Source organism: Rhodococcus sp. IEGM 1366 (assembly GCF_033142425.1).
In the GTDB taxonomy this organism is placed as follows: domain Bacteria; phylum Actinomycetota; class Actinomycetes; order Mycobacteriales; family Mycobacteriaceae; genus Rhodococcus_F; species Rhodococcus_F globerula.
Map to the genome: position 1 here is coordinate 796,220 of NZ_JAWLRZ010000001.1, position 22,668 is coordinate 818,887.

General features: G+C 61.9%; 23 protein-coding genes. 11 read left to right on the top strand and 12 right to left on the bottom strand.

From position 1 onward, the window contains the following. Positions 1–6: 6 nt before the first annotated feature. Positions 7–192, bottom strand: coding sequence for a hypothetical protein (locus tag R4P64_RS03875; RefSeq protein ID WP_317819348.1), 186 nt, complete (start codon positions 190–192; stop codon positions 7–9). Here R4P64_RS03875 and R4P64_RS33980 point away from each other — a divergent pair. Beyond that, positions 136–399 carry a helix-turn-helix domain-containing protein gene (locus R4P64_RS33980; RefSeq protein ID WP_353805919.1) on the top strand — a complete coding sequence of 88 codons (264 nt, stop codon included), beginning with the start codon at positions 136–138 and terminating at the stop codon, positions 397–399. The two genes, R4P64_RS03875 and R4P64_RS33980, sit on opposite strands and share 57 nt — an antisense overlap. Here the strand turns inward: R4P64_RS33980 and R4P64_RS03880 are convergent. Together R4P64_RS03880 and R4P64_RS03885 are read right to left on the bottom strand one after the other, a co-directional pair. Next, on the bottom strand, positions 345–1,799 hold the full coding sequence (locus tag R4P64_RS03880) for a histidine-type phosphatase (protein WP_116104254.1): 1,455 nt from the start codon (positions 1,797–1,799) through the stop codon (positions 345–347). The two genes, R4P64_RS33980 and R4P64_RS03880, sit on opposite strands and share 55 nt — an antisense overlap. A 120-nt stretch (positions 1,800–1,919) precedes the next feature. Further along, the gene (locus R4P64_RS03885) at positions 1,920–2,639 is read right to left on the bottom strand and encodes a TSUP family transporter (protein WP_317819351.1); all 720 of its coding nucleotides are present in this window, start codon (positions 2,637–2,639) and stop codon (positions 1,920–1,922) included. A gap of 83 nt (positions 2,640–2,722) precedes the next feature. Here R4P64_RS03885 and R4P64_RS03890 point away from each other — a divergent pair, with 83 nt between their 5' ends. Continuing rightward, the gene (locus R4P64_RS03890) at positions 2,723–4,234 is read left to right on the top strand and encodes a PLP-dependent aminotransferase family protein (protein ID WP_317819353.1); all 1,512 of its coding nucleotides are present in this window, start codon (positions 2,723–2,725) and stop codon (positions 4,232–4,234) included. On the opposite strand, the gene R4P64_RS03895 is transcribed toward R4P64_RS03890, so the two are convergent. Next, positions 4,224–5,483: a Glu/Leu/Phe/Val dehydrogenase gene (locus R4P64_RS03895; protein ID WP_317819355.1), complete on the bottom strand. Its 1,260-nt coding sequence runs from the start codon at positions 5,481–5,483 to the stop codon at positions 4,224–4,226. The genes R4P64_RS03890 and R4P64_RS03895 overlap by 11 nt on opposite strands. Next, on the bottom strand, positions 5,480–6,832 hold the full coding sequence (locus R4P64_RS03900; protein WP_033235366.1) for an aspartate aminotransferase family protein: 1,353 nt from the start codon (positions 6,830–6,832) through the stop codon (positions 5,480–5,482). Before R4P64_RS03900 ends, R4P64_RS03895 begins: the two co-directional genes overlap by 4 nt. Positions 6,833–7,142: 310 nt before the next feature. Between R4P64_RS03900 and R4P64_RS03905 the strand changes: the two genes are divergently transcribed. The 5 genes from R4P64_RS03905 to R4P64_RS03925 all read left to right on the top strand — a co-directional run bounded on the left by R4P64_RS03905 (position 7,143) and on the right by R4P64_RS03925 (position 11,955). After that, positions 7,143–7,880, top strand: a complete 738-nt coding sequence (locus tag R4P64_RS03905; protein WP_092805474.1) for an SDR family NAD(P)-dependent oxidoreductase — start codon at positions 7,143–7,145, stop codon at positions 7,878–7,880. Beyond that, a complete protein-coding gene (locus tag R4P64_RS03910; protein ID WP_317819359.1) occupies positions 7,877–8,797 on the top strand; it encodes an ABC transporter permease in 921 nt (306 codons plus the stop codon). The genes R4P64_RS03905 and R4P64_RS03910 overlap by 4 nt, the downstream gene beginning before the upstream one ends. 146 nt (positions 8,798–8,943) lie before the next feature. Next, on the top strand, positions 8,944–9,864 hold the full coding sequence (locus tag R4P64_RS03915; RefSeq protein WP_317819361.1) for an ABC transporter substrate-binding protein: 921 nt from the start codon (positions 8,944–8,946) through the stop codon (positions 9,862–9,864). Next, positions 9,861–10,685: an ABC transporter ATP-binding protein gene (locus tag R4P64_RS03920; RefSeq protein ID WP_317819363.1), complete on the top strand. Its 825-nt coding sequence runs from the start codon at positions 9,861–9,863 to the stop codon at positions 10,683–10,685. Before R4P64_RS03915 ends, R4P64_RS03920 begins: the two co-directional genes overlap by 4 nt. An 82-nt stretch (positions 10,686–10,767) precedes the next feature. Then, complete coding sequence (locus R4P64_RS03925; protein WP_033235439.1) at positions 10,768–11,955, top strand: lipase family protein; 1,188 nt, start codon at positions 10,768–10,770, stop codon at positions 11,953–11,955. Positions 11,956–11,987: 32 nt separating this feature from the next. Here R4P64_RS03925 and R4P64_RS03930 read toward each other — a convergent pair whose 3' ends face one another. Further along, positions 11,988–12,365, bottom strand: coding sequence for a DUF5313 family protein (locus tag R4P64_RS03930; protein WP_033235370.1), 378 nt, complete (start codon positions 12,363–12,365; stop codon positions 11,988–11,990). Positions 12,366–12,396: 31 nt separating this feature from the next. Continuing rightward, positions 12,397–13,368, bottom strand: coding sequence for a GlxA family transcriptional regulator (locus tag R4P64_RS03935; RefSeq protein ID WP_317819368.1), 972 nt, complete (start codon positions 13,366–13,368; stop codon positions 12,397–12,399). A gap of 70 nt (positions 13,369–13,438) precedes the next feature. Between R4P64_RS03935 and R4P64_RS03940 the strand changes: the two genes are divergently transcribed. Genes R4P64_RS03940 through R4P64_RS03950 form a run of 3 tightly spaced genes read left to right on the top strand, consistent with a single transcriptional unit; the run spans position 13,439 to position 16,803 of the window. After that, positions 13,439–14,764: an MFS transporter gene (locus R4P64_RS03940; RefSeq protein WP_317541899.1), complete on the top strand. Its 1,326-nt coding sequence runs from the start codon at positions 13,439–13,441 to the stop codon at positions 14,762–14,764. Between the two features lie 33 nt (positions 14,765–14,797). After that, on the top strand, positions 14,798–16,351 hold the full coding sequence (locus R4P64_RS03945) for a succinic semialdehyde dehydrogenase (RefSeq protein ID WP_033235373.1): 1,554 nt from the start codon (positions 14,798–14,800) through the stop codon (positions 16,349–16,351). A gap of 8 nt (positions 16,352–16,359) precedes the next feature. Then, positions 16,360–16,803: an SRPBCC family protein gene (locus tag R4P64_RS03950; RefSeq protein WP_033235374.1), complete on the top strand. Its 444-nt coding sequence runs from the start codon at positions 16,360–16,362 to the stop codon at positions 16,801–16,803. Positions 16,804–16,848: 45 nt separating this feature from the next. Here the strand turns inward: R4P64_RS03950 and R4P64_RS03955 are convergent, their stop codons facing one another. After that, positions 16,849–17,790 carry a proline dehydrogenase family protein gene (locus tag R4P64_RS03955; RefSeq protein ID WP_045066206.1) on the bottom strand — a complete coding sequence of 314 codons (942 nt, stop codon included), beginning with the start codon at positions 17,788–17,790 and terminating at the stop codon, positions 16,849–16,851. Positions 17,791–17,961: 171 nt separating this feature from the next. Between R4P64_RS03955 and R4P64_RS03960 the strand changes: the two genes are divergently transcribed. Continuing rightward, positions 17,962–18,240 (top strand): hypothetical protein, encoded by a 279-nt coding sequence (locus tag R4P64_RS03960; RefSeq protein WP_317819373.1) that lies wholly within the window; start codon positions 17,962–17,964, stop codon positions 18,238–18,240. Between the two features lie 179 nt (positions 18,241–18,419). On the opposite strand, the gene R4P64_RS03965 is transcribed toward R4P64_RS03960, so the two are convergent. The 4 genes from R4P64_RS03965 to R4P64_RS03980 all read right to left on the bottom strand — a co-directional run bounded on the left by R4P64_RS03965 (position 18,420) and on the right by R4P64_RS03980 (position 22,573). Next, positions 18,420–19,235, bottom strand: coding sequence for a siderophore-interacting protein (locus R4P64_RS03965; protein WP_233364788.1), 816 nt, complete (start codon positions 19,233–19,235; stop codon positions 18,420–18,422). A gap of 80 nt (positions 19,236–19,315) precedes the next feature. Further along, positions 19,316–20,686, bottom strand: coding sequence for an HNH endonuclease signature motif containing protein (locus R4P64_RS03970; RefSeq protein WP_317819375.1), 1,371 nt, complete (start codon positions 20,684–20,686; stop codon positions 19,316–19,318). A gap of 70 nt (positions 20,687–20,756) precedes the next feature. Next, positions 20,757–21,374, bottom strand: coding sequence for a LuxR C-terminal-related transcriptional regulator (locus tag R4P64_RS03975; protein ID WP_033235378.1), 618 nt, complete (start codon positions 21,372–21,374; stop codon positions 20,757–20,759). Next, positions 21,371–22,573: a sensor histidine kinase gene (locus tag R4P64_RS03980; RefSeq protein WP_317819378.1), complete on the bottom strand. Its 1,203-nt coding sequence runs from the start codon at positions 22,571–22,573 to the stop codon at positions 21,371–21,373. Before R4P64_RS03980 ends, R4P64_RS03975 begins: the two co-directional genes overlap by 4 nt. Positions 22,574–22,668: the final 95 nt, after the last annotated feature.

Genomic DNA, 22,668 nt, shown 5'->3' on the forward strand with positions numbered 1-22,668 from the left:
TATATTTCAGGTGAGGGAGAAGGCTGCGGCGTGAATGGGTCGAGTGCACGTCAGTTGATGAGCCGGCTGCTCGTAGAGAAGCGCAATAGCCTTGCGCCCGAGAAGGTCGGTATTCGATGCGAGGGTGCTCGTCGCATGCACGGCCTCAGCAGACGTGAGGTCGCGCAGATCGCCGACATCAGTTTCAACCACTATCAAAGGCTGGAACAGGGTACGTCCGTGGGTGTTTCGTCTCGGGTCATGGTTCGTATCTGCGATGCATTGTTGATGGAAGACGACGAGAAAGCGCGCATGCTGGCGTTGCACCAAGCATGGGCGCGTCCGCGTCGTCCGGGGGCCCGGCCTCAAGCTATAGGGGAGATTTCCGGCAGGCAGCGCTCGAGTTCCGCGGGCGTGTAGAAGAAGCTTCCGCTTGCTACCGGCGTGCAGGGCGCTGCAAACGCGGTTTCACGCTCGTTGTAGAGCATGCGAACCAGCTGCGCGTTGTCCGGTCCGGCAAAGACGTCCCACTGGATGTTGGCGCCCATCGGGCTGACCTGCTCGCCGCGCCACGGGTTGTTGTCGTACGTGTACAAGGTGCCCTCAGGCTGTGCGACCGTGCTGCCGGGCAGCTTCAGCAGTGCAGCAAAGGGGATGATCGTCTCGGCGTGCGCAAACCGAAAGTCGGCCCCGGGCAAAGAATCTGCACCTGAATGTTCTTTCAGCCCCGCCAGGAATTCGTCGCGGAGCACCGTCGCCATCCGGTAGGTAACGTCCTCACCGGCAAATCCCGGTCCCTTGGCGTAGAAGTCCTCTGCGTCGTTGGTGTATGCCAGCCACTGAGCGTCGTCCTGGTCGATGAAGCGACCGAAATTCCAGTCACCTTCCTCGGACATGCCGGGGGTGATGATGTACGTGTTGTAAAGCATGTACGCGGCATCGACCTCGTTGTTGATCTCTTCCGAGCCCTTGCCCCGGTCGACGAGTGAGAACTCGCCGGCGACAAGACGATCCACAAAGCTCTTCGAGTACAGCTTCTCCATCATGTGACGTGACACGTCGCGAGTGCGAGGCAGGTTCTCGATCTGCTCGTCCACGGCTTCGAGGCGAGGATCGGAATCCTCGTATTCCTTGTAGTCCGCGTTCAGATCGGAATCGTGGAAGTAGAGGACGTCAGGATCAGACGTGACAGCTCCGATATTTCCGGCGATCGCCGGAAATGCGGTGCTCACGCCCTGGGCGAAGTTGGCGGCACTGTCCACTGCGCGGTCCACGCCCGAGGACGTCAGGGTGATCGAGCCGTCCTGCTTGGCAATTGCGTCGAACAGCTGCGGAAGGCGTTCCGTCACACGGGCACCCATCTCGCGATGCTCGGTAATGCCGAGGCCGCTCAGATTGCCGTAGCCCAACGTCTGGTTGGCCGCCATGAGTTCACGAAGTACGGGGCCGAACTCCTTGCCGACGGGAGTCAGAGCGTTCTCGGCTTCGGCGATCTCCCAGAGTTGCAGGCTCAGGTCGTCGTACTTCAGGCTCGAGAGCGCGCGGGAACCATGACGTGCAACGCTTTCCGTGTACACGGGCGTGAAACCAGCGGGCACGGCCTGGAGTCCGCCAATGGCCTGGCCGGGTGAATACGGAGTCTTGGACGTGAAGCCCCCGACGGCAGGTGTGCCCGGGGCCCCGAGAGAACCGGTGTCGAGAGAACCGGTGTCGAATGAACTGAATGGTGACGCGTCGGCAATGGCAGAAGTGCCGGTCGTGACAAGCATGAGTCCGACAGCGCCTGCGGCCGCCAGCAATCCGAAGCGGGGGCTTCGCATGGTGATGAGTCCTTTCTGCTCGCGCCGATATGGCACGACGAACAGGAAGTTAGATCGGCTAAGCGTCCGTAGGTGGCCATAGGACAGACGTCCAGGTGGCCGCAGGGTTAAAACTCGGATTCACATGGCCAGTCCGGCTACGCTTTTGGCAAACAGCACGGTTGCCGCGGTGAGGATGATGTAGGTGGTTGTGCGACTCAAGACCGCCAGGGAGATCCGCCGCGCCAGGTACGAGCCGAGCAGGTGTCCACACACCAGCAGGGGAGACAATGCGAGTGCGCCAAGCAATTCGCTTCCGGTAACACCGATCTGGAGATGGAGTGCGATAAGCGTCGCCGCAGCCATGACAAGAAAGATCGTCGACAACGTAGAGCGCAGGGTGGCAGCATCGTCCGGCCGATAGGTCAGCGACAGCGGTGGGCCGGGCATCGCGGCCAATGCGCCCATGAACCCGGCCGCGGCCCCGGCGCCGGCCAGGGTTCGCCGTGATCCGGTCACGGACTTACCCGCGAGCATCACCGCCCCTGCTGCCAGCGCGAGAACGGCCACCAGGAGTTGAACGGACGCCGTTTCGACGCGCTGTATGACCCATAGGCCTGCGGCGATACCGGGAATCATTGTGGCGGTCGCGATTCCGACCGTGCGTGTGTCGCAATGCCCGCGTTCTCGCGCCGCCACCATCAGCATCATCGGGATGGTGAGAATCAGTAGCGGGGCTGGAACAAGCCACGGGGCAATCAGAATAAGGGCGGGTCCGGCGATCAAGCCGAAACCCGAGCCGGTTGCCGATTGAATCGCCGAGGAGGCAACAAGAACGCAGGCAACCAGGAGAAGAATCACAATCCCATTCTCTGGGCGATCTGGCACTGACGGAAGATCCAGATCGTGGGAGCATTAATGGGGCCAGAATCAGGAGGAGCAGGTTGCGATCACACGAAAATCTCGGAGAGTTCCTCGAGGGCAGGTCGGCGTATCTCGACTCGGCCACCAACACGCCGATGTACCGGCGCGTGCGGGCCATGCTCGAAGACCTGCTTGCACGTGGAGTGTTCGACGGTGGTCGACCCATGCCGTCGACGCGCTACCTGGCGCAGGAACTTGGCGTTTCCCGAAATACGGTGGCATCGGCCTATGACGAGCTGATTGCGCTCGGAGTTATCGAGAGTCGTCCTCGCAGTGGTCTTTACGCGGCAGCCCCGCTCACTCGAACACCTTCTGCAGAGTCGTCGCCGCCCGCTCCGCCAGTTGACTGGTCGACATTGCTACAGCCCCGCGAGAGCGTCGAGTTCACCCGAACTCTGGGCCATCCCGACGCCTTCGACTATCCGTACCCGTTCATCAGTTCTCAGCCCGAACTGCGCTCCTTCCCGGTCCGCGGTTGGTTGCGCGCGGCGAGTGAGGCGATGACGGGCCCGCATCTGCGATACAGCGTGCGTGATGCTGTCGATCAGGACGATCCGCTGCTGGTGGAGGCGCTGCGCAAGGAAATTCTCCCGTCGCGTGGCATCGAAGCAGCGGCTGACGAGATCTTGGTGACGAGTGGAACTCAGCAGGGGCTGTCGCTGATTGCCGACGTCCTGTTGCGACCCGACAAGATCATGGGCTTCGAGAACCCCGGATACCTCGACGCTATGCACATTTTCAAGCGCTCCGGTGTGGAACTGTCTCCCATTCCCGTTGACGGGCGTGGGGCGGTGTTCGACCGATCGACTGTCTTCGACGCCATGTATCTCACTCCGAGTCATCACCACCCCACCAACGTCACATTGAGCCTGCCTCGCCGCAAGCTGCTTCTGGAATTGTTGGAGGAGAGAAACGGTTTTGTAATCGAAGACGACTATGACAGCGAATTCCGCTTTCGTGGGAGGCCGACTCCGTCCCTCAAATCCTTGGGGGACAACCGCCGGGTGATCTACCTCGGTTCCTTCTCGAAGTTTCTCTCGGCCGGCCTGCGCATCGGGTACATCGTGGCGGATCCGCCTGTCATTGCGGCACTTCGAGCAGAACGGCACCATCGAACCAAACATCTTCCGGGACATATTCAGCGGTCGCTGGCGTTGTTCATCATGTCCGGTGATTACCACAAGGTGTTGCGCTCGCATCGTCGTCGGCTCAAGCAGAACTGGGAAATCATCACCGAGTCGATCAACAAGTACATGCCACGAGTTGAGACGCCGGCGTTTCCTCCAGGCGGTGTCAGTGTCTGGTACACCGGCCCGGAGGATCTTGACGCTGCCGAACTCACGGAACGTGCAGCCCTGCAGGGGATCCTGGTGGCCGACGGCTCCCGCTACTTCTTTCCAGGGACAGGCTCCCGAAACTGCCTTCGACTGGGCTTCGGTTCGATAGATCAGAATTCGATCGAACCGGGCATCGCACTGCTTGGAGGAATTGCTCACCGACTACTGGATGAGTCTCGCCGGATCAGTGAGTGAGGCCGCGCGCGCGGTGGGCCCGAGCGACGCGACCGACTGCCAGGGTCATTGCGGCGCGTCGGAGCGTGGTGCCGGTAGCACCAGCCTGATCCAGTACCGCAGCCCAGGCTGCAGTCATCCGATCATCGAGTCCCCGTTCTACTTCGGGGAGAGTCCACCAGTAACCCTGTTGTGCCTGAACCCATTCGAAGTAGGACACGACGACTCCGCCGGCGTTGGCCAGGATGTCCGGGACCACCAACACTCCCGCTCGCTCGAGTGCGGCGTCGGCCTCGGCGGTGGTTGGCCCGTTTGCACCCTCCACGACAATACGTGCCTGGATGCGATGTGCGTTGCCGCCGTGGATAACTCCTTCAACCGCAGCGGGAACCAGGAGGTCGACATCCAGTTCGAGAACGGCAGCGGGGTCGATCTGCTCACCTCCGGGGAAGCCTGCGACGGAACCGTGCTCGGTGACGTGGGCTCGCAGAAGGGGCAGGTTCAATCCGTCGGCGTTGTGCACCGCGCCGAATCTGTCGCTGACAGAGATGATCCGGACTCCCGCGTCGACGAGGTAGTCGGCAGCGTCGGCTCCCACCTTGCCGTATCCCTGGACAACGGAGGTGGCCGAGTTCGGTTCTATGCCTGCCTTTTTCAGAGCCAACAACGCGATGTGCGCAACACCGCGTGAGGTTGACGTCCGGCGGCCGAGCGAACCGCCGAGATCAAGCGGCTTGCCCGTCACCACGCCCGGGACACCACGGCCCCGAGTTGCGGAGTAGGCGTCCATCATCCAGGCCATCGTCTGCTCGTCGGTGCCGACGTCCGGAGCGGGAATATCGTTGTCCGGTCCGATGACGGGTGAGATTCCCTGGGTGTACGTCCGGGTCAGTCGTTCGAGTTCGGCCGGCGAGAGAGTCAGGGGATCGACGTCCACCCCACCTTTTGCCCCGCCGTACGGAATATCGAGGAGCGCGCATTTCCACGTCATCCACATTGCGAGAGCCCGCACTTCGTCAAGATTCACTCCGGCGCTGTACCGGATCCCGCCCTTCGCCGGTCCGCGCGCGATGCTGTGCTGCACGCGGTATCCGGTGAACACTTCAACGTCGCCGTTGTCGCGGACCAGCGGAACGCTGACCGTCGTCTCACGTCTGGCGGACCCGAGGATGCGGTGCAGGCCGTCCGGGTAGCCCAAGGCCGCCACTGCCTCCGCGAGTTGCGTGCGCGCGTCGTCGAGCGCACTGGCGTGGACGGCCGAGGCTGTCACCGGGGACCGTCGTAGTAGGAATCGGCCACGTCGAGGGCAGTGTCGAGCATGGCGAGTGCGGCGTCGACCTGCGTCGGCGTCACGGTGCACGGCGGGACGACGTGGATGCGGTGGTAGTTGTTGAAGACGAGCAGTCCGGCGTCGCGGGCGGCGGCCATCGTCTGGCCGATCGCGGCGTTGGTGCCGCCATACGGTGACAGGGGCTCGCGCGTCTCGCGGTTCGTCACGAGATCGAGTGCCCAGAAGACTCCGAGACCGCGGACGTCCCCGATGCTCGGGTGCTTGTCCGCGAGAGCGCGTAGGCCCGGTCCGAGTGACGTGCGACCGATGAACTCTGCGTTCTCGACTATGCGCTCCTCGTGCATCGTGGTGATGGTGGCCACCGCTGCGGCGCAGGCGAGCGGGTGGCCGGAGTACGTCATGCCGCCGGGGTACGGACGCTCGGCAAACGAGTTGTAGATCTTCTCGCCGACGATGACTCCGCCCAGGGGCACGTAACCGGAGTTCACACCCTTGGCAAACGTGATGAGATCGGGGACAACGTCGTAATGGTCGATTGCCAGCCAGGCGCCCGTGCGGCCGAAGCCGGACATGACCTCGTCGCAGATCATGACGATGCCGTATCGGTCGCAGATGTCACGAACACCCTTCAGATATCCGGGCGGCGGCGGCATGATGCCGGAGGTGCCGGGAACGGATTCGACGATGATCGCGGCAAACGCGGCCGGACCTTCGAAGCGGATCAGAGTTTCGAGATGTTCGAGAGCTCGCTCACATTCCTGTTCCTCTGTCTCGGAACGGAATTCGGATCGGTACAGGAAAGGTCCGTGGAAATGAACGGCGCCCGAGTTTCCGTAATCGTTCGGCCACCGGCGGTGATCGCCCGACAGGTTGATCGTCTCGGCAGTAGCGCCGTGGTACGAGCGGTACGCCGAAAGGATCTTGTAGCGACCGGTATGCAAGCGCGCCATGCGAATTGCGTGCTCGTTGGAGTCTGCGCCGCCGCTGGTGAAGAACACCCGGTCCATTCCTTCGGGTGAAATCTCGGCGATCAGACGCGCTGCCTCGGACCGAGCCTCGTTTGCGTGCGCCGGCGCGATGGTGCAGAGCTTCGCAGCCTGCTCCTGTACCGCCGCGACAACCTTGGGATGCTGGTGACCGACGTTCGTGTACACGAGTTGCGACGAGAAATCGAGGTATTCCTTGCCGTCGCCGTCCCACAGGTAGCAGCCGTCTGTGCGCTCGACCACCATGGGCTGCAAGGATTTCTGTGCCGACCATGAGTGAAAGACGTGTGCGCGATCCAACTCGTACGTGCGTTGTGACGTGCTGATTGCGGGAGCTGCCATGGCAGAAACCTCCTGATCGAGGGTTGGAACTTCTTCAGTCCACTCAAGGATGGGGAATGGTTGTGGTCCTGCGCCAGATCCAGATTCGAGGGCATCTCCTGGGGCCAGTTACACGATGGAACCTTCGCGTTAACACGAGACGGCTACGTTACGACTGGCCCGAGAAATTCACCACGCAGGTGGCACTGGAGTGGGGGCCAGATCACGACCACACTGGTGGGCAGTTCATTCGCCGCCGTCGGGATCTCGTGTCTGCGGATCTCTCAGGGCCGAAACATCATTCATCGAGGAGTTCACAACTATGTCCGTCATGAAAGCTCCAGTTGCCGTGGTCACCGGGGCCAGCAGCGGCATCGGTGCCGCTACGGTGCGCCACCTCGTCAAAGAGGGTTTCGACGTGGTGATGGGTGCACGCAGAATGGATCGACTCGAGGAGTTGGCCCGCGAAACAGGTGCTCGCGCTCTGTCTCTCGATGTGACGGACGTCGAATCGGTCGACGCATTCTGTGACGCGATCGAGCGGTGTGACGTGCTGGTCAACAATGCCGGCGGCGCATTGGGAGCCGACAGTATCGCCAACACCGACGAAGCCGACTGGTCCGCGATGTTCGACGTCAACGTGCTCGGTGTACTGCGCGTCACACAGCGACTTCTCCCGCGCCTTCGTGAGAGCGGAAACGCTACTGTCGTCACCATCGGGTCGATTGCCGGACGCGAGCCCTACCTCGGCGGCGCTGGGTACAACGCCGCGAAACATGCTGTGACAGCACTCACTCGGGTTCTTCGCCTCGAACTGCTCGGCGAACCCATCCGTGTCTGCCAGATCGATCCCGGCATGGTGGAGACGGAGTTCAGCATGGTGCGCTTCGGTGGCGACAAGGAGCGTGCCGATGCGGTGTACGCCGGCGCCGATCCGTTGACCGCGGACGACATCGCGGAATGCGTTGCCTGGGTTGTGACCCGCCCGAGCCGAGTCAACGTCGACTCGATGCTTGTACTGGCTCGCGACCAGACCTCAGCTCAGCGAGTGCACAGGAGGACGGCATGACCACCACTGCTTCACCGAGTTCAACTGCTTCACCGAGTTCAAGAGAAGCTACGCGTGTACCTACTCCTCCGCCCGCAGTGTCCGCGAAGAAGCGCACACCGATCTTCACGCCGGAACGGGTGCGCTCAATCGGAGTCCGGATTGCGGCTCTGGTTGCGTTCCTCGTGGTGTGGTGGGGTGTTACCGCAGCCGGTGTGATCGACGAATTATTCCTTCCTTCACCAGGTTCGGTGTGGGATGCGTTCATTCGGGCCAACACCTGGCATCAGGTGGCGCCCGGTGTCGACCGCGAAGTGCTCGGCGAACAGAACTACTTTCTCTGGGAACACTTGATCGCCAGCGGTCAGCGCATAGCGGCGGGCGTCGGCGCGGCCGTGATCGTGGGTCCGCTGATCGGTTTTGCGATGGGAATGTCCGTCCCGATCAGAACCTTCGTGGAGCCGTACCTGAACTTTCTGCGTGCGTTGCCGCCACTCGGCTATATCGGCCTGCTGATCGTCTGGTTCGGTATCGGTGACACCTCCAAGATCTGGCTGCTGTTCCTCGCTGCCTTCCCGCCGATCGCGATAGCCACACTAAACGGCGTCACCTCGGTGAAGGTCGATCAGATCAACGCCGCTCGAGCTCTGGGTGCGAGCCGAACTCAGGTACTGACCAATGTGGTCTTTCCGTCGACGCTGCCGGAAGTGATCAACGGTATTCGAATCGCGGTCGGCTTTGCGTGGACCACCGTGGTGGCCGCGGAACTCAACAACGGCATACCCGGTATCGGCGGGTTGGCCTATCTTGCCGGCACGCAGCTCAATACACCACTCACAATCGCATGCATCATCGTCATAGGTTGCGCCGCACTTGTTCTCGACTCCGCGATCAAGGCAATCGGAACACTCGTAGCACCATGGAAGGGTAAGGCATGACCGGTCAGTCGAGGCGAATTGCAATCGCGGTGGTTTCCGCTGCAGCTCTGGGAACAACTTTGACCGCGTGTGTGGAAACGGGTCGAGGTGAGATGAGCCGCTCGATGGACAGCTCAGTGAGTTGTCCTGTCACAGTGGATGAATCGGTGACTACATCGGCACGGATCGGGTATCAGGACATTCCGAACGGTGACCTGATCGTCAAGGATCAGGGACTGCTCGAGGCGTGCATGCCCAATGCGGATATCACGTGGAGCAAGTTCAGTTCGGGGCAGGATGTAGTGCAGGCCTTCGGTTCCGGAAGCCTGGATCTGGGAACCTTGGGGTCGAGTCCGGCAACAATGGCGTTGTCGGCACCGCTGAATATCCCCATGCAGGTCGTCTGGATCCAGGACGTGATCGGCGAAGCCGAGTCTCTCGTTGTCAAAGACCCATCGATAACCACATTGGAAGGGTTGAAGGGCAAGAAAATCGCGACACCGTTCGGCAGTACGTCGCACTACAGTCTGCTTGCAGCCCTCGGAGCGGCAAACATGACTGCCGATGTCACCCTCATGAGTCTGAAACCGGACGCAATGCTCGGAGCGTGGCAGGGTGGACAGATCGACGCGGCCTGGGTGTGGGATCCGACGCTGTCGAAGCTGACGGCCGACGGTCACATCATCATGAGTAGCGCTGATGTTGCGACACAGGGCGCGCCTACGTTCGATCTCTCGGGTGCTACCACTGAATTCGTCTCCGCCAATCCGGAATTCATGCTCATGTGGACCAAGCTGCAGGACTACGCAGCCGGCCGGATCAACGCCGATCCCACTGGTGCCTCAGTATCGATGTCTGCTCAACTCGGTATTGCCCCCGATGTCATCAAGCCGCAGTTGGCGGGCTACACGTACCTCTCGGCGGCGGAGCAAGCCGGCCCCGCCTTCCTCGGCGGCGAATTCACTCAAAGTCTTTTCGGCACTGCGGAATTCCTGCTGCAGCAGGGAAACATCGACGCAGTAAGCCCCAGCAGCACCTACGCCGAGGGAATCTACACGGACGCAGTGACGAAAGTGGGCCAGTCATGACGAGCACGGCTACAGACCTCAGCACTCGCGTCGTACTCACCGAAGTTCGGAAGGAGTACGTCACCGCAGGTGAATCGGTACTCGCGCTGGCCCCCACCAGCTTGACTTTCGAACCGGAAGAATTTGTCTGCGTAGTCGGACCGTCCGGTTGTGGCAAGACGACGCTCCTCCAAATGCTTGCCGGTTTCCAAGCGCCGACCGAGGGAACCATCATGGTCGGGAACACTCACATCAAGGGGCCGGACCCGGATCGTGGTGTGGTGTTCCAGCAAGCAAATCTGTACCCGTGGTTGTCGGTGCGGAAGAACGTCGAGTTCGGGCTGAAGATGCGGGGAGTTCCTCGCGCCGAGCGTGCCGCCGAGGCCGATCGGATGCTGGAAATGGTCGGCTTGGAGTTGTATGGTGACCGTAAGCCCTACGAGCTGTCCGGTGGCCAGCAGCAACGCTGCCAGATTGCGCGTGTACTTATCACAGACCCGCGAATTATCCTGATGGACGAGCCTTTTGGTGCACTCGACGCCATGACCCGCGAGAAGTTGCAGCTCGAACTGCTCGACTTGTGGCGCGAGCGTCGTAAGACGGTCTTCTTCGTCACTCACAGTGTGGAAGAGGCAATCTTCCTCGGAACCCGAGTGATTGTGATGGGCGCCAGGCCGGGTCGCGTCATCTACGACCGCAAGGTGTGGTTCAAGGGTGACAATCGCGAACCCGTCCCCACCACTGTCCGTTCGACCCCCGAGTTCGTGGCTATGCGAGACGAAGTCGCAGCCAAGATCTACGAGGCACAAGGTTTGATCGGCGCAACGGTTGCGTTGCACTGACTTTCACTGCACTGACTTTCACTGCACTGACTTTCACTCATCTGGAGGAGTTTTCGTGAAGCTCGAACGCAAGAGACGTCTGATCCGAGTGTCCAGTGGAGCCCTGGCACTGTGTGCGGCTGCATCGGTAGCAGCCTTTGCTGCCCCGGCGTCGGCCGAAGGGTCACTGTCCTTCGGAGATCCGCAGGCACCACAACTGTCGCCGGGAACTCTGATCACCGCGCACAATCTCACCGAATCTGCTGCACTGCCCAGCGCGGCGAAGAACGAACGTATCACCTATATGTCCCAAAGTGCCTCAGGTGAACCGATTCTCGTCTCTGGCGTTGTTGCTATCCCCAAGACGCCTGCCCCGGCAGGTGGTTGGCCGGTGATCAGTTGGGCACACGGCACAACCGGAGTTGCCGACGCCTGTGCGCCGTCGGCGGATACTCCCGCCGGTCCGGTTCACGACTACCTGTCGGTGGTCGACCAGACGCTCGACCAGTGGGTCAGCAGTGGGTACGTTGTGGTCCAAACCGACTACGAGGGTCTCGGTACTCCCGGCGGTCACTCGTACATGAACGGGACCAGCGCAGCCAATACCGTGACCGATATCGTTCGAGCCGCTCGGCAGGTGGACGATCAGGTTGGCAAGGACTGGTTTGCGATGGGTCACAGCCAGGGTGGGCAGGCAGCCGCTTTCACGTCGCAGATCGGCAAGGACCGCGCACCGGAACTGAATCTGAAGGGTGCGGTATCGATAGCTCCCGGAAACGGCACGGCCCAGATTCCGGCAATGGTTGCTACGGGAAATCAGGCTATGGCAGGGGGAGTGCCGTTTGTTCCGGTCATCCTGCTGGGCGTACAGGCAGTTGATCCGTCTGTAGTTCCTGAAGACTTGTTGTCGGACCAGGCTCAGCCGCTCCTCGAGGCTGCCCGGACGGGGTGCCTGGCGGCAGTGCGTGCGGTACCCACCGTCCCCGTTGATCAGATCTTCCGTGAGGGTGCAGATCTGACGGCGTTGACAGCAAACCTGAACGAGCAGGAACTGTCGACCGTAACCCCGAAGGTGCCCACCTTGTTCGCGCAGGGAACCACGGATGTTCTTGTCTCGGTGGCAAGTACGTCCGGCGCAGTCAAGGATTACTGCGCCAAGGGCTCGGACATCGAGTTCAAGACCTACGAGGGTGCCGATCACCGCGGAGCAATCGCGGCGTCCTACAACGACGCGATGGACTTCACGACAAGAATGCTCGCGGGCGGAGAGGTGAACCCCGGGGCTTGTTGACCTCGCTAGGCCGATCGCACTCGTGAGGGCTGTCAGCGACCGTGCCGCTTTTCGTAGTCCTCACGAGTGCGATCGGCGCGGCGCTGGGCTTTCTCGTTCATCAGTTCGGGATCGAGGCCGTGACTCTGAAGGCGGTGACGGCGGTAGATGTTGCCGAGCGCCACGACAAAATAGGCCAGCGGGATGAGCAGTAGCGCCATCATGGCGAGAGGGATCCAAATGGGTCCCGGAATCAGGAGAAACAGCAGGAGGATGAGCGTCGCCGGCACCGTGAAACGGACGATGTAGCGAACCTGGGCGCCCGGTCCGACCAGATCGTTCCGAACCCAATCCTGGTACTTGTCAGGGAGTGTCTTGCCCAGAAGGTAGCCGCAGTACTGGAGGAAATTCGGGCGGGTCGATTCAGCCATACCTCCAGGGTAGTTGCCGGGAATGGCAGATTTACCCCGGTGCCTGGAAAGTGCGGCGATAGGCACTCGGCGAGACGCCGAGCGTGTCACTGAGGTGCTGACGCATCGATGTGGCGGTCCCGAATCCGGTGCGCGTCGCAATCGTGTCGATCGAGAGATCGGTTTCTTCGAGTAGTTCGCGGGCGTGATCGATACGCCGAGCGGTGAGCCAGCGGTTCGGTGTTGTCCCGACCTCGTCGCGGAATCTGCGACTGAAGGTGCGGACGCTCATGTTGGCGCGATTCGCCAGGTCCGTCAGAGTGATCGGTTCCCGGAGATGCTCGAGAGCCCAATGCCGAGCGGCGGCAGTCGATTCGGAAGGTTTGTCGGCCAGCGGGCGTCGAATGTACTGGGCTTGCCCACCGTCGCGCCACGGCGGTACGACGCATCGCCGGGCGACGGTGTTCGCCACTTCCATGCCGTGATCGCGCCGCACGATGTGTAGGCACAGGTCCACTCCTGAGGCCACTCCGGCGGAGGTCAGAATGCGGCCCTCGTCGACGAACAGGACGTCGGGGTCCACCTTCACCTTGGGGTAGATGCGCTGGAAGTGATCCGTGTTGCGCCAGTGAGTAGTGGCCCTCAAGCCGTCGAGCAGGCCGGCCGCAGCCAGAACGTACGAGCCGGTGCAGATCGACACGAGCCGTGTCCCGGGGCGGATGTGTTCGAATGCCGCCGCCAACTCGGGGGATAGGTAACCGTCCTCGTAGGCGGGACCAAGTTCGTACGACGCCGGAATGACGACGGTGTCCGCTGTGGCGAGTAGTTCACTGCCGTGGTCGACCGTAATGCTGAAATCGGCATCCGTTCGCACGGGCCGGCCATCGACAGTGCAGGTGAGGATCTCGTACAGAGGCTTGTCCTCGGCGTCGACCGCGCGTCCGAAGATGCGCGCCGGGATGCCGAGCTCGAAGGGAATGACACCGTCGAGGGCAAGGACAACAACGCGATGCGGTCCGCTCATGGCCTGATTCTTTCATATATTGGCAATCTGGCCACTGTCGCGGGTTGGCGCGGTACAGCAGAATCCTCTTGTGACTTCTGAGATCGCTCTCCCTGAATCGGGCCGACAGCGGGTGCGCCCGCCGCGCTTTCACCGTGCCTGGTCGGTGGCGATCGTGGCCTTCCTGGCGCTGGTCGGTGCTGCCAGTTTCCGAGCGGCACCGTCCATTCTGATCGACCCCCTACATGAGGATTTCGGCTGGTCACGCGCCAGTATCTCGGCTGCCGTATCGGTGAACCTGGTCCTGTACGGACTCACCTCGCCGTTCGCGGCGGCCCTGATGGAGCGCTTCGGTATCCGCGCTGTTGTCACCTCCGCGCTGGCGTTGATCTCGCTCGGCAGTGGTTTGACGATCTTCATGACGTCGAGTTGGCAGTTGATCCTGCTGTGGGGCGTCTTTGTCGGCTTGGGGACCGGATCGATGGCACTGGCCTTTGTCGCCACCGTCGTCGACCGCTGGTTTGTCGAGAAGCGTGGGCTCGTCACCGGCATCCTGACAGCCGGTGGTGCGGCCGGCCAATTGGTGTTCCTGCCCGTCCTGGCAAAGATCGCCGAAACCTACGACTGGAAGAGCGTCGCCTTCACGGTCTCGTTCGCCGCGTTGGCCGTCGTACCGTTTGTGCTGTTGTTCCTGCGCAACTACCCGTCGGACGTCGGGACGACGCCGTACGGTGCACCCGCCGATTACGTCGCGCCCGCTGCGCCGGTTCATCAGCGTGGCGGCGCCGGGGGCCGTGCAATCTCCGTGCTGATCATGGCCTCGAAGACCAAGGTGTTCTGGCTTCTTGCGGGCACTTTCGCGATCTGCGGCGCGAGCACCAACGGCCTGATCGGCACGCACTTCGTCCCAGCGTCGCACGATCACGGCATGCCGATCACCACGGCCGCGTCTCTGCTGGCGTTGATCGGAATCCTCGACATGATCGGAACCATCGCGTCCGGGTGGTTCACCGACCGGGTGGACTCGCGGAAACTGCTCGGCATCTACTACCTGTTTCGCGGAATCTCGCTGCTCTTCCTGCCGTTGCTCCTCGCGAACACGGTGAACCCGCCGATGATCGCCTTCGTCATCTTCTACGGACTCGACTGGGTGGCGACGGTTCCGCCGACCGTCGCGCTGTGCCGTCAGCACTTCGGCGCCGACGCTCCCATCGTGTTCGGTTGGGTGCTGGCGTCGCACCAGATCGGAGCGGGACTGGTGGCCTTCCTGGCGGGCCTGGTCCGTGATCAGATCGGCTCGTACGACGCGGCCTTCTACGTGGCAGGCGCTCTGTGCGCGATCGCCGCTGTGATGTCGCTGATGATTGCAAAACGCCGTACTGTGATCGGCACCACCGACGGGGTAAGTTATACGTAACTCCAAGAACTACTCACCAGTAGGGGTACCGAAATGCCAGCTCCGTCCGCTGCGACCTTCTCGCGGCTCGCCGAACTGATCGCCATCGACAACGCTGCCGATCGCCCGACGAAGTCCATCACCGAGGTGTTCACCGGCAAGGAGCTGGCGACCATCCCCGTTGGCACCGCCGACGACGCACTTGCCGCTATCGCTCGCGCCCGCGTCGCACAGAAGGAGTGGGCAAAGCGCCCCGTCCTCGAGCGTGCCGCGATTTTCCATCGCTACCGCGACCTCATCCTCGAGAACCGCGACGCACTCATGGACATGGCACAGGCGGAGACCGGCAAGTCGCGCGCGGCTGCGCAAGAAGAAGTTCTCGACATTTCGATGACGGCGCGGCACTACGCGCGCGTCGCCCCGAAACTGCTGCGTCCGCGCCGAGTATCCGGCATGCTTCCCGGCCTGACCAAGACGGTTGTGCGGTACCAGCCCAAGGGTGTTGTCGGCGTCATCTCGCCGTGGAACTACCCGATGACGCTGGCGGTGTCCGACGCCATTGCCGCGCTTCTCGCCGGTAACGGTGTTGTTCTCAAGCCCGACAGCCAGACTCCGTACTGCGCTCTTGCCTGCGTCGAATTGCTCTACAAGGCAGGGCTTCCCCGCGATCTCTTCGCCGTTGTTCCCGGGCCGGGTGGCGTTGTCGGAACAACGCTGGTCGAGAACACCGACTACCTCATGTTCACTGGTTCCACTGCCACCGGACAGTTGCTCGGCGAGCAGGCCGGTCGCCGTCTCATCGGATTCTCCGCAGAACTCGGTGGCAAGAATCCGATGATCGTTCTGGCCGGCGCAGATCTGCGTGAAGTCACCGACGCAGCGGTGCGCGCGTGTTTCTCCAACTCCGGCCAGTTGTGTATTTCCATCGAGCGCATTTACGTCGAAGAGTCCATCGCACCCGAGTTCATCCGGATGTTCGGTGACCGCGTCAAGAAGATGAACATCGGCGCCGGGTACGAATTCGGAATCGAGATGGGCAGCCTCGTCTCCGAAGCCCAGGTCAAGGCTATTTCCTCGCATGTCGACGACGCTGTGGTGAAGGGCGCCACCGTCATTGCCGGTGGAAAGGCGCGCCCGGATATCGGACCGCTGTTCTACGAGCCCACACTCCTCACCGGCGTGCCCGAGGATGCGGAGTGCTACCGCGACGAGACTTTCGGCCCCCTCGTTTCGATCTACCCCGTCAAGGACGCCGAAGAGGCAATCGCCGCTGCAAACGACACCGAGTACGGTCTCAATGCCAGCGTGTGGGCGGGAAGCAAGGCCGTCGGTGAAGCGATTGCCGCACGAGTCCGCGCCGGAACCGTCAACGTCGACGAGGGCTACGCACCTACCTGGGGCAGCACCGCTGCGCCGATGGGCGGCATGGGAGTTTCGGGCGTCGGACGCCGTCACGGTGCCGAAGGTCTGATCAAGTACACCGAGCCGCAGACGGTTGCGACCACTCGGGTCATGAATCTTGGTGGGCCACGCGGAGTTCCGGCCAAGCTGTGGGCCAAGATCATGCCCCATGCCATCAAGATCATGTCCTGGGTTCCGGGTCGGTAGGCGTCCAGGTGGATCGCTCGAGCGCGTACATCGAAGCCACGCCCGACTCCGTCTGGACCTTGGTCAGCGACCTCGAAGGGATGGGTCGTTTCAGTCCCGAAAATACCGGTGGTGCCTGGACTTCCGGAAAGCCGGGTACGGTGGGCGCAACATTCAAGGGCACCAACAAGCATGGTCTGGTGCGGTGGAGTACCCGCTGCACCATTACCGAAGTTGTTGGTGGGCAGAAGTTCGCCTTCGAAGTAGCTGAGTCGAAGGCGCGATGGAGCTTCCTCGTGGAGCCGTCGGGAACGGGCACTCTGCTCACCGAGACTCGTGAAATATTCGCGACTGCGCCCCGGTATGTACGGATTCTGTCCGGTAGTGGCGTTCTCGGCCGCGGCCGAGATCAGATCATCGCGGCCGGGATCGACACCACCCTCGCGCGTATCAAGATGCATCTCGAGCAGTAGGGAGAACACGCAGTGGGGCCAGTGCGGCCCCACTGCGTGTTTTGATCAGACTGCGGCGTCGGCAATTGCTGTGTAGACGCGCGCCGGTTCCTCGGCAATGCGATTGAGGACGTAGAGCCACCACTCGGTCCCGAAGATCACGTATTCGCGAGTGGTGAAACCGTCGGCATGCAAAGCGTCCAGTTGCTCGGTTCCCAAGCCGAGCAGCATCTCGAACTCGACGTGTTCCGCAGCCAATGCCGAACCATGTTCTGCTCGAAGTGTTTCGAGGATGTCGCGGTCGTGTGTTGCGATCGCCACGAGATGTCCGGCCTTGACGATCTTCGACGCGTACGTCAGGTATGCGTCCTGCAACTCGGCACTTCCGCGTGGGTATGCAATTGAATCCGGTTCCAGGAACGCGCCTTTCACCAGTCTGATGCGCCCGGGCCGATCGAGGAGTGTTGCGATGTCCTGCGCCGTCCGGTGCAGTCTCGCCTGAACGGTGACACCGACGTGAGTGAACCGTTCCGCTAGTCGGCCGTGAATGTCGAGTACAAGATCGGTACGGTCGGAGCCTTCGGCCGAGATCATCAGTTCGGCTCCGGCACGCTCGGTTGCTTCGGCGAGCCGAACGACGTTGCGGTAACACAACTCCGGATCGACGACGAGACCGATGTGCGATAGGTCGAATGACACCGTGCTGTCGACGCCCGTCTTGCCGATGCGCTCCGCCAGTTCGACGAACACGTCGGTTTCGGCGTTCGCGACATCAGCGTCACGAACACTCTCCCCGGTGTATTCGATGCTGCCCTTATGCCCACGGGCAAAGATCGCCGGCAGGCGATCGAAGGCTTCGTCCATCGTTTCGCCACCGATGTAGCGATCGGCGACTCTGCGCGCAATTGCTGCGGATGCCGGATCGGCCATCGTGCGCTCTTTGAGTGTTTCGTCGAGGGCCATCCGTCGGAGTACGTCGGCGGCCTGGGCTGCGGGGTCGGGATTCACGATGTCAGCCTACGTTCCCGGGCGGGGCAGGAATTTTTCTTCAAACCCTTGCGTTCGATCTATTGTCGATATATCGTCGATACGTCAAACAAACACAAACAGTCCAGGAGGACAACATGTACGCCCCACACAACAACCCAGAAATGCAAGAACGCCGCGAAGACTGCGGACGTGGACACCAGCGCCGGGATCGCGGTCAACGCCGCGGATTCGGTGAAGGTCGCGGATTCGGCGGTCGCCCCGAAGGCTGGCCTGAAGGTCGTCCTGAAGGCCGACGCGGCGGAAATCCTGAAGGCCGACGCGGCCGTGGCGGCCCCGATCGTCGAGGTCACGGCGGCCCTGAAGGTCGTGGAGGACGCGGAGAATTTGGTGGCCGTGGCGGACGCCCGGAGTTCACCGAGGCAAGTGCCGCACTTCGCACTGAGACGGGTCTTCTCCGAGGCGCCGTAGTTGCGGTAGCCACTGGCGGAACACCCGAGCAGGTAGCTCAGGCGCAGGCAATTCTTGCTGAAGCGCGACGCGCGCTGTTCGAACTGCTGGCCCAGAAGCCGGCTGAAGCGCCCGCTGAAGAATCTACCGGTGAGTCCGCTGAAGAATCTGCCGAGACTTCGGCAGAGTGACCACCTCGCTCAGGCGCCGACGGTAACGTCCTCGCTGTTCATGCCGGAGACATGACCGTCGGCGCCCTCTCGCCAATAACCGACAACATTGTGCTTGTCGCGGGCGATTCCACGAACTTCCCTCAGATGCTTACGAATTCGTCGGCTTGTTGCGCTTTCGCACGCCACCCAGGCGTAGGTATTCTCTGAATCGGAGTCAGGGAACTCCACCTTCTCGACGGCATCGAAAAGTGCGCTCGGCGCCTTTCCGAGACCACTGCCCGTGAGCCACGTGTACGTGACTTCGCCGCGAGTGACTAATTCCTGTCGATCGTCTTCCGTTTCGACCTCGATGATCGCGTGTGCGACATCGCCTTCGCGGAGTTCTTCGACAATCCTGCCCAGCCCCGGGAGGCCCGTTGCGTCCGCGACAAGCAGTTGCCAACGAGGGCCGTCGGGAGCTTGGTAATGGGAGCGCGAACTATCGGACCAGAAGACGCCGAGCAGGTGTCCGGGTTCGGCCCGCAAGGCCCAATCAGCAGCAATACCGCCAGGGTGCACGACGAAGTCGATGTCGAGACGTCGACCACCGTCGTGCACCTTGCGCACTGTGTAGTGCCGCCACGGCGGCTCGGTCCCCAGTTCGGCTTTGCCGTAGTCGGGATTGTTGAAGAACTCGTAATTCGCCTCTGTTTCACCGGGTTTCGGGAAGGCGAGGTCGATTCGCTCGTCACCCTGCCCGCCGGTCGGCCAATGCCAGTCGCCTTCTGCCTCGATGCTGATCCGCCGCATGTGCGGTGTCAGGGACACGACGGATACGACGCGGGCGGGCTCGCAGAAAGACATGCTTCGACCATAGGGTTTCGGCCTGTCGATGTGGGGACAGATGCTGTCGCAAGGAGGACACAATCCCGCGATTATCGGGTTCAGTCTCGGTGGACGGGGCCCTGGCGGGTGGTGGAGCGGCGGCGTCGTTGTTTCGGGTCGATCGCGGACGGTGGGATGAACCACGGTTTGTGATCGGTGCCCATCTTGACTTCCCAGATACCGCGGAACCCGCTGGTGCTGTGGATCAATCGGTGGTGGTTGCGGCAGAGGAGGGTGAGGTTGTCCATCACCGTCAGGCCTCCGACCGACCACGGTTTTATGTGGTGGGCGTCGCACCAAGCCGGTACGGCGTCGCAGTTGGGGAAGGCGCAGCCTTTGTCGCGGGCGATCAGTGCCGTCCGCTGCTCGGGTGTGACGAGGCGTTTATGTGGAGTCGCATCGAGCGGTGCGCCGTTGCCGTCCATCAACACGGTGGAGAGCATGCAATCGCACGCGAGCATGCGGGTCAGGCTCACACTGAGCGGCCCCATCCACGGCATGTACCCGACATCAAGGTCCTCGACATCAGGCTCATCGTCATCGAACGCACTGCCGTAGAACTCGCCATCATCCGATGCGGTATTGCCGCGCATGGTCGCGCATTCCCGATGCTCGGCAAGATCTTTCGCGGTGATATGCACATTCACGTGCGGACGCTGACCGCCATCAACACCGGTCATGGCGTTGTCGAGGTACCGGCGAATCAGTTCCGTGAAGGCGTCGGCGGTGCGTTTGGCTGCCGACCGCTGATCTGGGGTCCCATCCGCGGCCGGTTTCGGCATCGACAAACCCGAGAGAGCCGACAACAACATTTCACCGGTGAGTGCATCGAAATCGCCCTTGATCGCGACCCGACCGTTGAGCGTCGGCGAAATCCGCAAGACGTTGAGGTCATCGTCCTCACCGGGCGGGGTGTCGTCGGATTCGAAGATCCGCTCGAGAACCGCAATCGCGTACCGCAGTTTGATGGTGGTCGCTTCCACACCGGATGCGGCAGCGAGAAGGGTTGCCATGCAGGACGGTAGAGCGTTCTCCGGCATTCCTTTTGGTGGTGATTCGCAGAACGAGGCGATTATTGCCGCGTGATCGAGCGAGAGGTCACCGGCCTCGAACTGCGCAGCAACATCCGGGAATACCCGCAGTGCAGCACCGAGAGCCGCGATCTTGTTACCGGCCGCATTCTGCAGCATCGTATTCGCCGCCAACCACCGCCCCACGCCGCGGTAGCAAAGCACCTGCTCGTCCGGATTGAGCGCCAACGCGTCGACTGCGGCAACCCGAATCGCTTCCAACCGAAGGATTTCCGCAGACACGCAGACAGCGACATCCCGAACCTCGGACGGACGCAACCGCCACAACCTGCCACGCACACCCGCCGCCGGACCGGCTACAACATCCCCCACCACAGTTGAATCGAAAACCGTCGTCATCAAGGCCTCCCCACCCGTGACCTCAATTATACTCGAACACCTATTCGAATCAAGAGGCATTTCGGACAGGTTAGATCGAGCCCAACTCCCGAGCCCGGGCGACGGCGGAGGTTCGTGACTTCACACCCAGCTTGCCGAAAATATGGACCAGGTGAGATTTGACCGTAGTCTCGCTGAGGAACAGTTCCTTGCCGATTTCGCGATTCGACTTTCCGGCCGCTACCAGCTTCAGAACCTCGATTTCTCGTGGACTGAGGCTGGTTTCGGGTTTTCTGACCCGGGTCATCAACTTGGATGCGATCGCGGGAGAAAGAACGCTGTCGCCCGCAGCGGCAGAGCGGACCGCCGCGAGGAGTTCTGGCGGCGGAGTGTCCTTGAGTAGGTATCCGCTGGCTCCGGCTTCGACGGCGCTGAGGATATCCGCATCGGTGTCGTAATTCGTCACCACGAGTACGTGTGGCGGGTCAGGCAGTGCGCAGACGCTTCGGGTGGCGTCGACGCCTGATTTTCCAGGGCCGAACCGTAAATCCATGAGTACCAAGTCGACTGGTGTGGTGGCGCAGAATGCGATGGCTTCTTCGGCGGTTCCCGCTTCGCCGATCACTTCGATGTCGGGTTCACTCTCGAGGAGAGCGCGCAAACCGGCTCGTACGATGGCGTGATCGTCGGCCAGCAGTAAACGGATCATTCGTCGCCGATCTCGAGGGGGAAGGTCACGGTGACTGCAGTGTGCCCTGGCTCCGACTCGATGTCGAAAGTGCCGCCTTGCAGTTGGACACGTCGCCGAATTGCGTTGAGTCCAAAAGATTCGGCTGGCCCGCGATCCAGGACCGAGATGTCGAAACCGACACCGTTGTCGACGATGTCGAGGCTGACGGTGTCCGTGGAATACGTGAGTGTCACGGCCATTCGAGTGGCGTGTGCGTGGCGCAGAACGTTCGCCACCGCGCCCTGAGCGATCCGGACGAGGGTTGCCTCGAGCGGCATCGGTAGCGCGATCGGCTCGCCTTCGACTACGGCACGGGCCTCGATGTGAGCGCTGGACGCGCGCTCGCAGATTCGGCCAAGGGCGTCGGACAGCGACTGACCATCCAGCGCTGCGGGTGTCAATTCCGCTATCAGTTGCCGGGTTTCGGCAAGGCTGTCTGCTGCAGCTTCGCGGGCGAGGCTGATCTGACGCACGGCAGGACTGTTCGGATCGGCGCGTTCTGCGGCATGCAGCAGCATCTGGATGCTCGAAAGACCTTGTGCAACAGTGTCGTGAATTTCGGCGGCCAGTCGCTCGCGTTCTGCAAGTTTGCCGGCATCTCGTGACGTCGACGCCAATTCCTCACGCGTGTTCATCAACTCGTCGATCAGGCGACCGCGCTCGGCGGCCTCCCGGTACAGCGCTTGATAGCCGAGTCCAATGGCAACCGCGACAGCGGCGCCGATCATCGGACCGATTGCCCCCGCGATGGACCATCCCCGGTGCAGACCTGTTCCGATCACCGCGACCGACGTCGCGGTCACTACCGCTACCAGGCTCCACGGGCGTCGTAGCAGGTGAACGTAGAGGAAGAACAGACCGAAAACGAGGTAGGCAGCCTCGGCGGACAGCGCCATCAGAACTATCCACACGAGGGTCAGCATGGCCAGCCACCAGCGCGCGGCATTCCCGCGCAGGCGCTTGACCACCCCGAACAGATAGACCGCGGTGAAGATCGCCGTCAAGGCGATGATGTACGGCATCGCCGCGGTTTCGTCGACGATCGCCCTCAGAAGAACAACGCCGGCCAGCGCGACAACCAGTATGTCCTCGCCGAGTTGGAGGCCGGCAAAGACAGGTGTGAGCGGTGATCGGTGCATCTCGCCCAGCTTAACCAGGTTCGGCGCCGCGCCATCCATCAAAAGTTGTAATCGCGGGTCCTACTTCGGTTGGCCGCGATGTCCGTCCGAGGTGCGATGGAAAGAGTGTGGATCAGCGGGAGTGTAGAGGCAAG

Bases quoted from the DNA above. Each gene is read 5' to 3' on its own strand.
- R4P64_RS33980 (WP_353805919.1), top strand. From the start codon at position 136: ATGCACGGCCTCAGCAGACGTGAGGTCGCGCAGATCGCCGACATCAGT.
- R4P64_RS03880 (WP_116104254.1), bottom strand. From the start codon at position 1,799: ATGCGAAGCCCCCGCTTCGGATTGCTGGCGGCCGCAGGCGCTGTCGGA.
- R4P64_RS03900 (WP_033235366.1), bottom strand. From the start codon at position 6,832: ATGGCAGCTCCCGCAATCAGCACGTCACAACGCACGTACGAGTTGGAT.
- R4P64_RS03905 (WP_092805474.1), top strand. From the start codon at position 7,143: ATGAAAGCTCCAGTTGCCGTGGTCACCGGGGCCAGCAGCGGCATCGGT.
- R4P64_RS03910 (WP_317819359.1), top strand. From the start codon at position 7,877: ATGACCACCACTGCTTCACCGAGTTCAACTGCTTCACCGAGTTCAAGA.
- R4P64_RS03920 (WP_317819363.1), top strand. From the start codon at position 9,861: ATGACGAGCACGGCTACAGACCTCAGCACTCGCGTCGTACTCACCGAA.
- R4P64_RS03930 (WP_033235370.1), bottom strand. From the start codon at position 12,365: ATGGCTGAATCGACCCGCCCGAATTTCCTCCAGTACTGCGGCTACCTT.
- R4P64_RS03935 (WP_317819368.1), bottom strand. From the start codon at position 13,368: ATGAGCGGACCGCATCGCGTTGTTGTCCTTGCCCTCGACGGTGTCATT.
- R4P64_RS03945 (WP_033235373.1), top strand. From the start codon at position 14,798: ATGCCAGCTCCGTCCGCTGCGACCTTCTCGCGGCTCGCCGAACTGATC.
- R4P64_RS03965 (WP_233364788.1), bottom strand. From the start codon at position 19,235: ATGTCTTTCTGCGAGCCCGCCCGCGTCGTATCCGTCGTGTCCCTGACA.
- R4P64_RS03970 (WP_317819375.1), bottom strand. From the start codon at position 20,686: ATGACGACGGTTTTCGATTCAACTGTGGTGGGGGATGTTGTAGCCGGT.
- R4P64_RS03975 (WP_033235378.1), bottom strand. From the start codon at position 21,374: ATGATCCGTTTACTGCTGGCCGACGATCACGCCATCGTACGAGCCGGT.
- R4P64_RS03980 (WP_317819378.1), bottom strand. From the start codon at position 22,573: ATGGATGGCGCGGCGCCGAACCTGGTTAAGCTGGGCGAGATGCACCGA.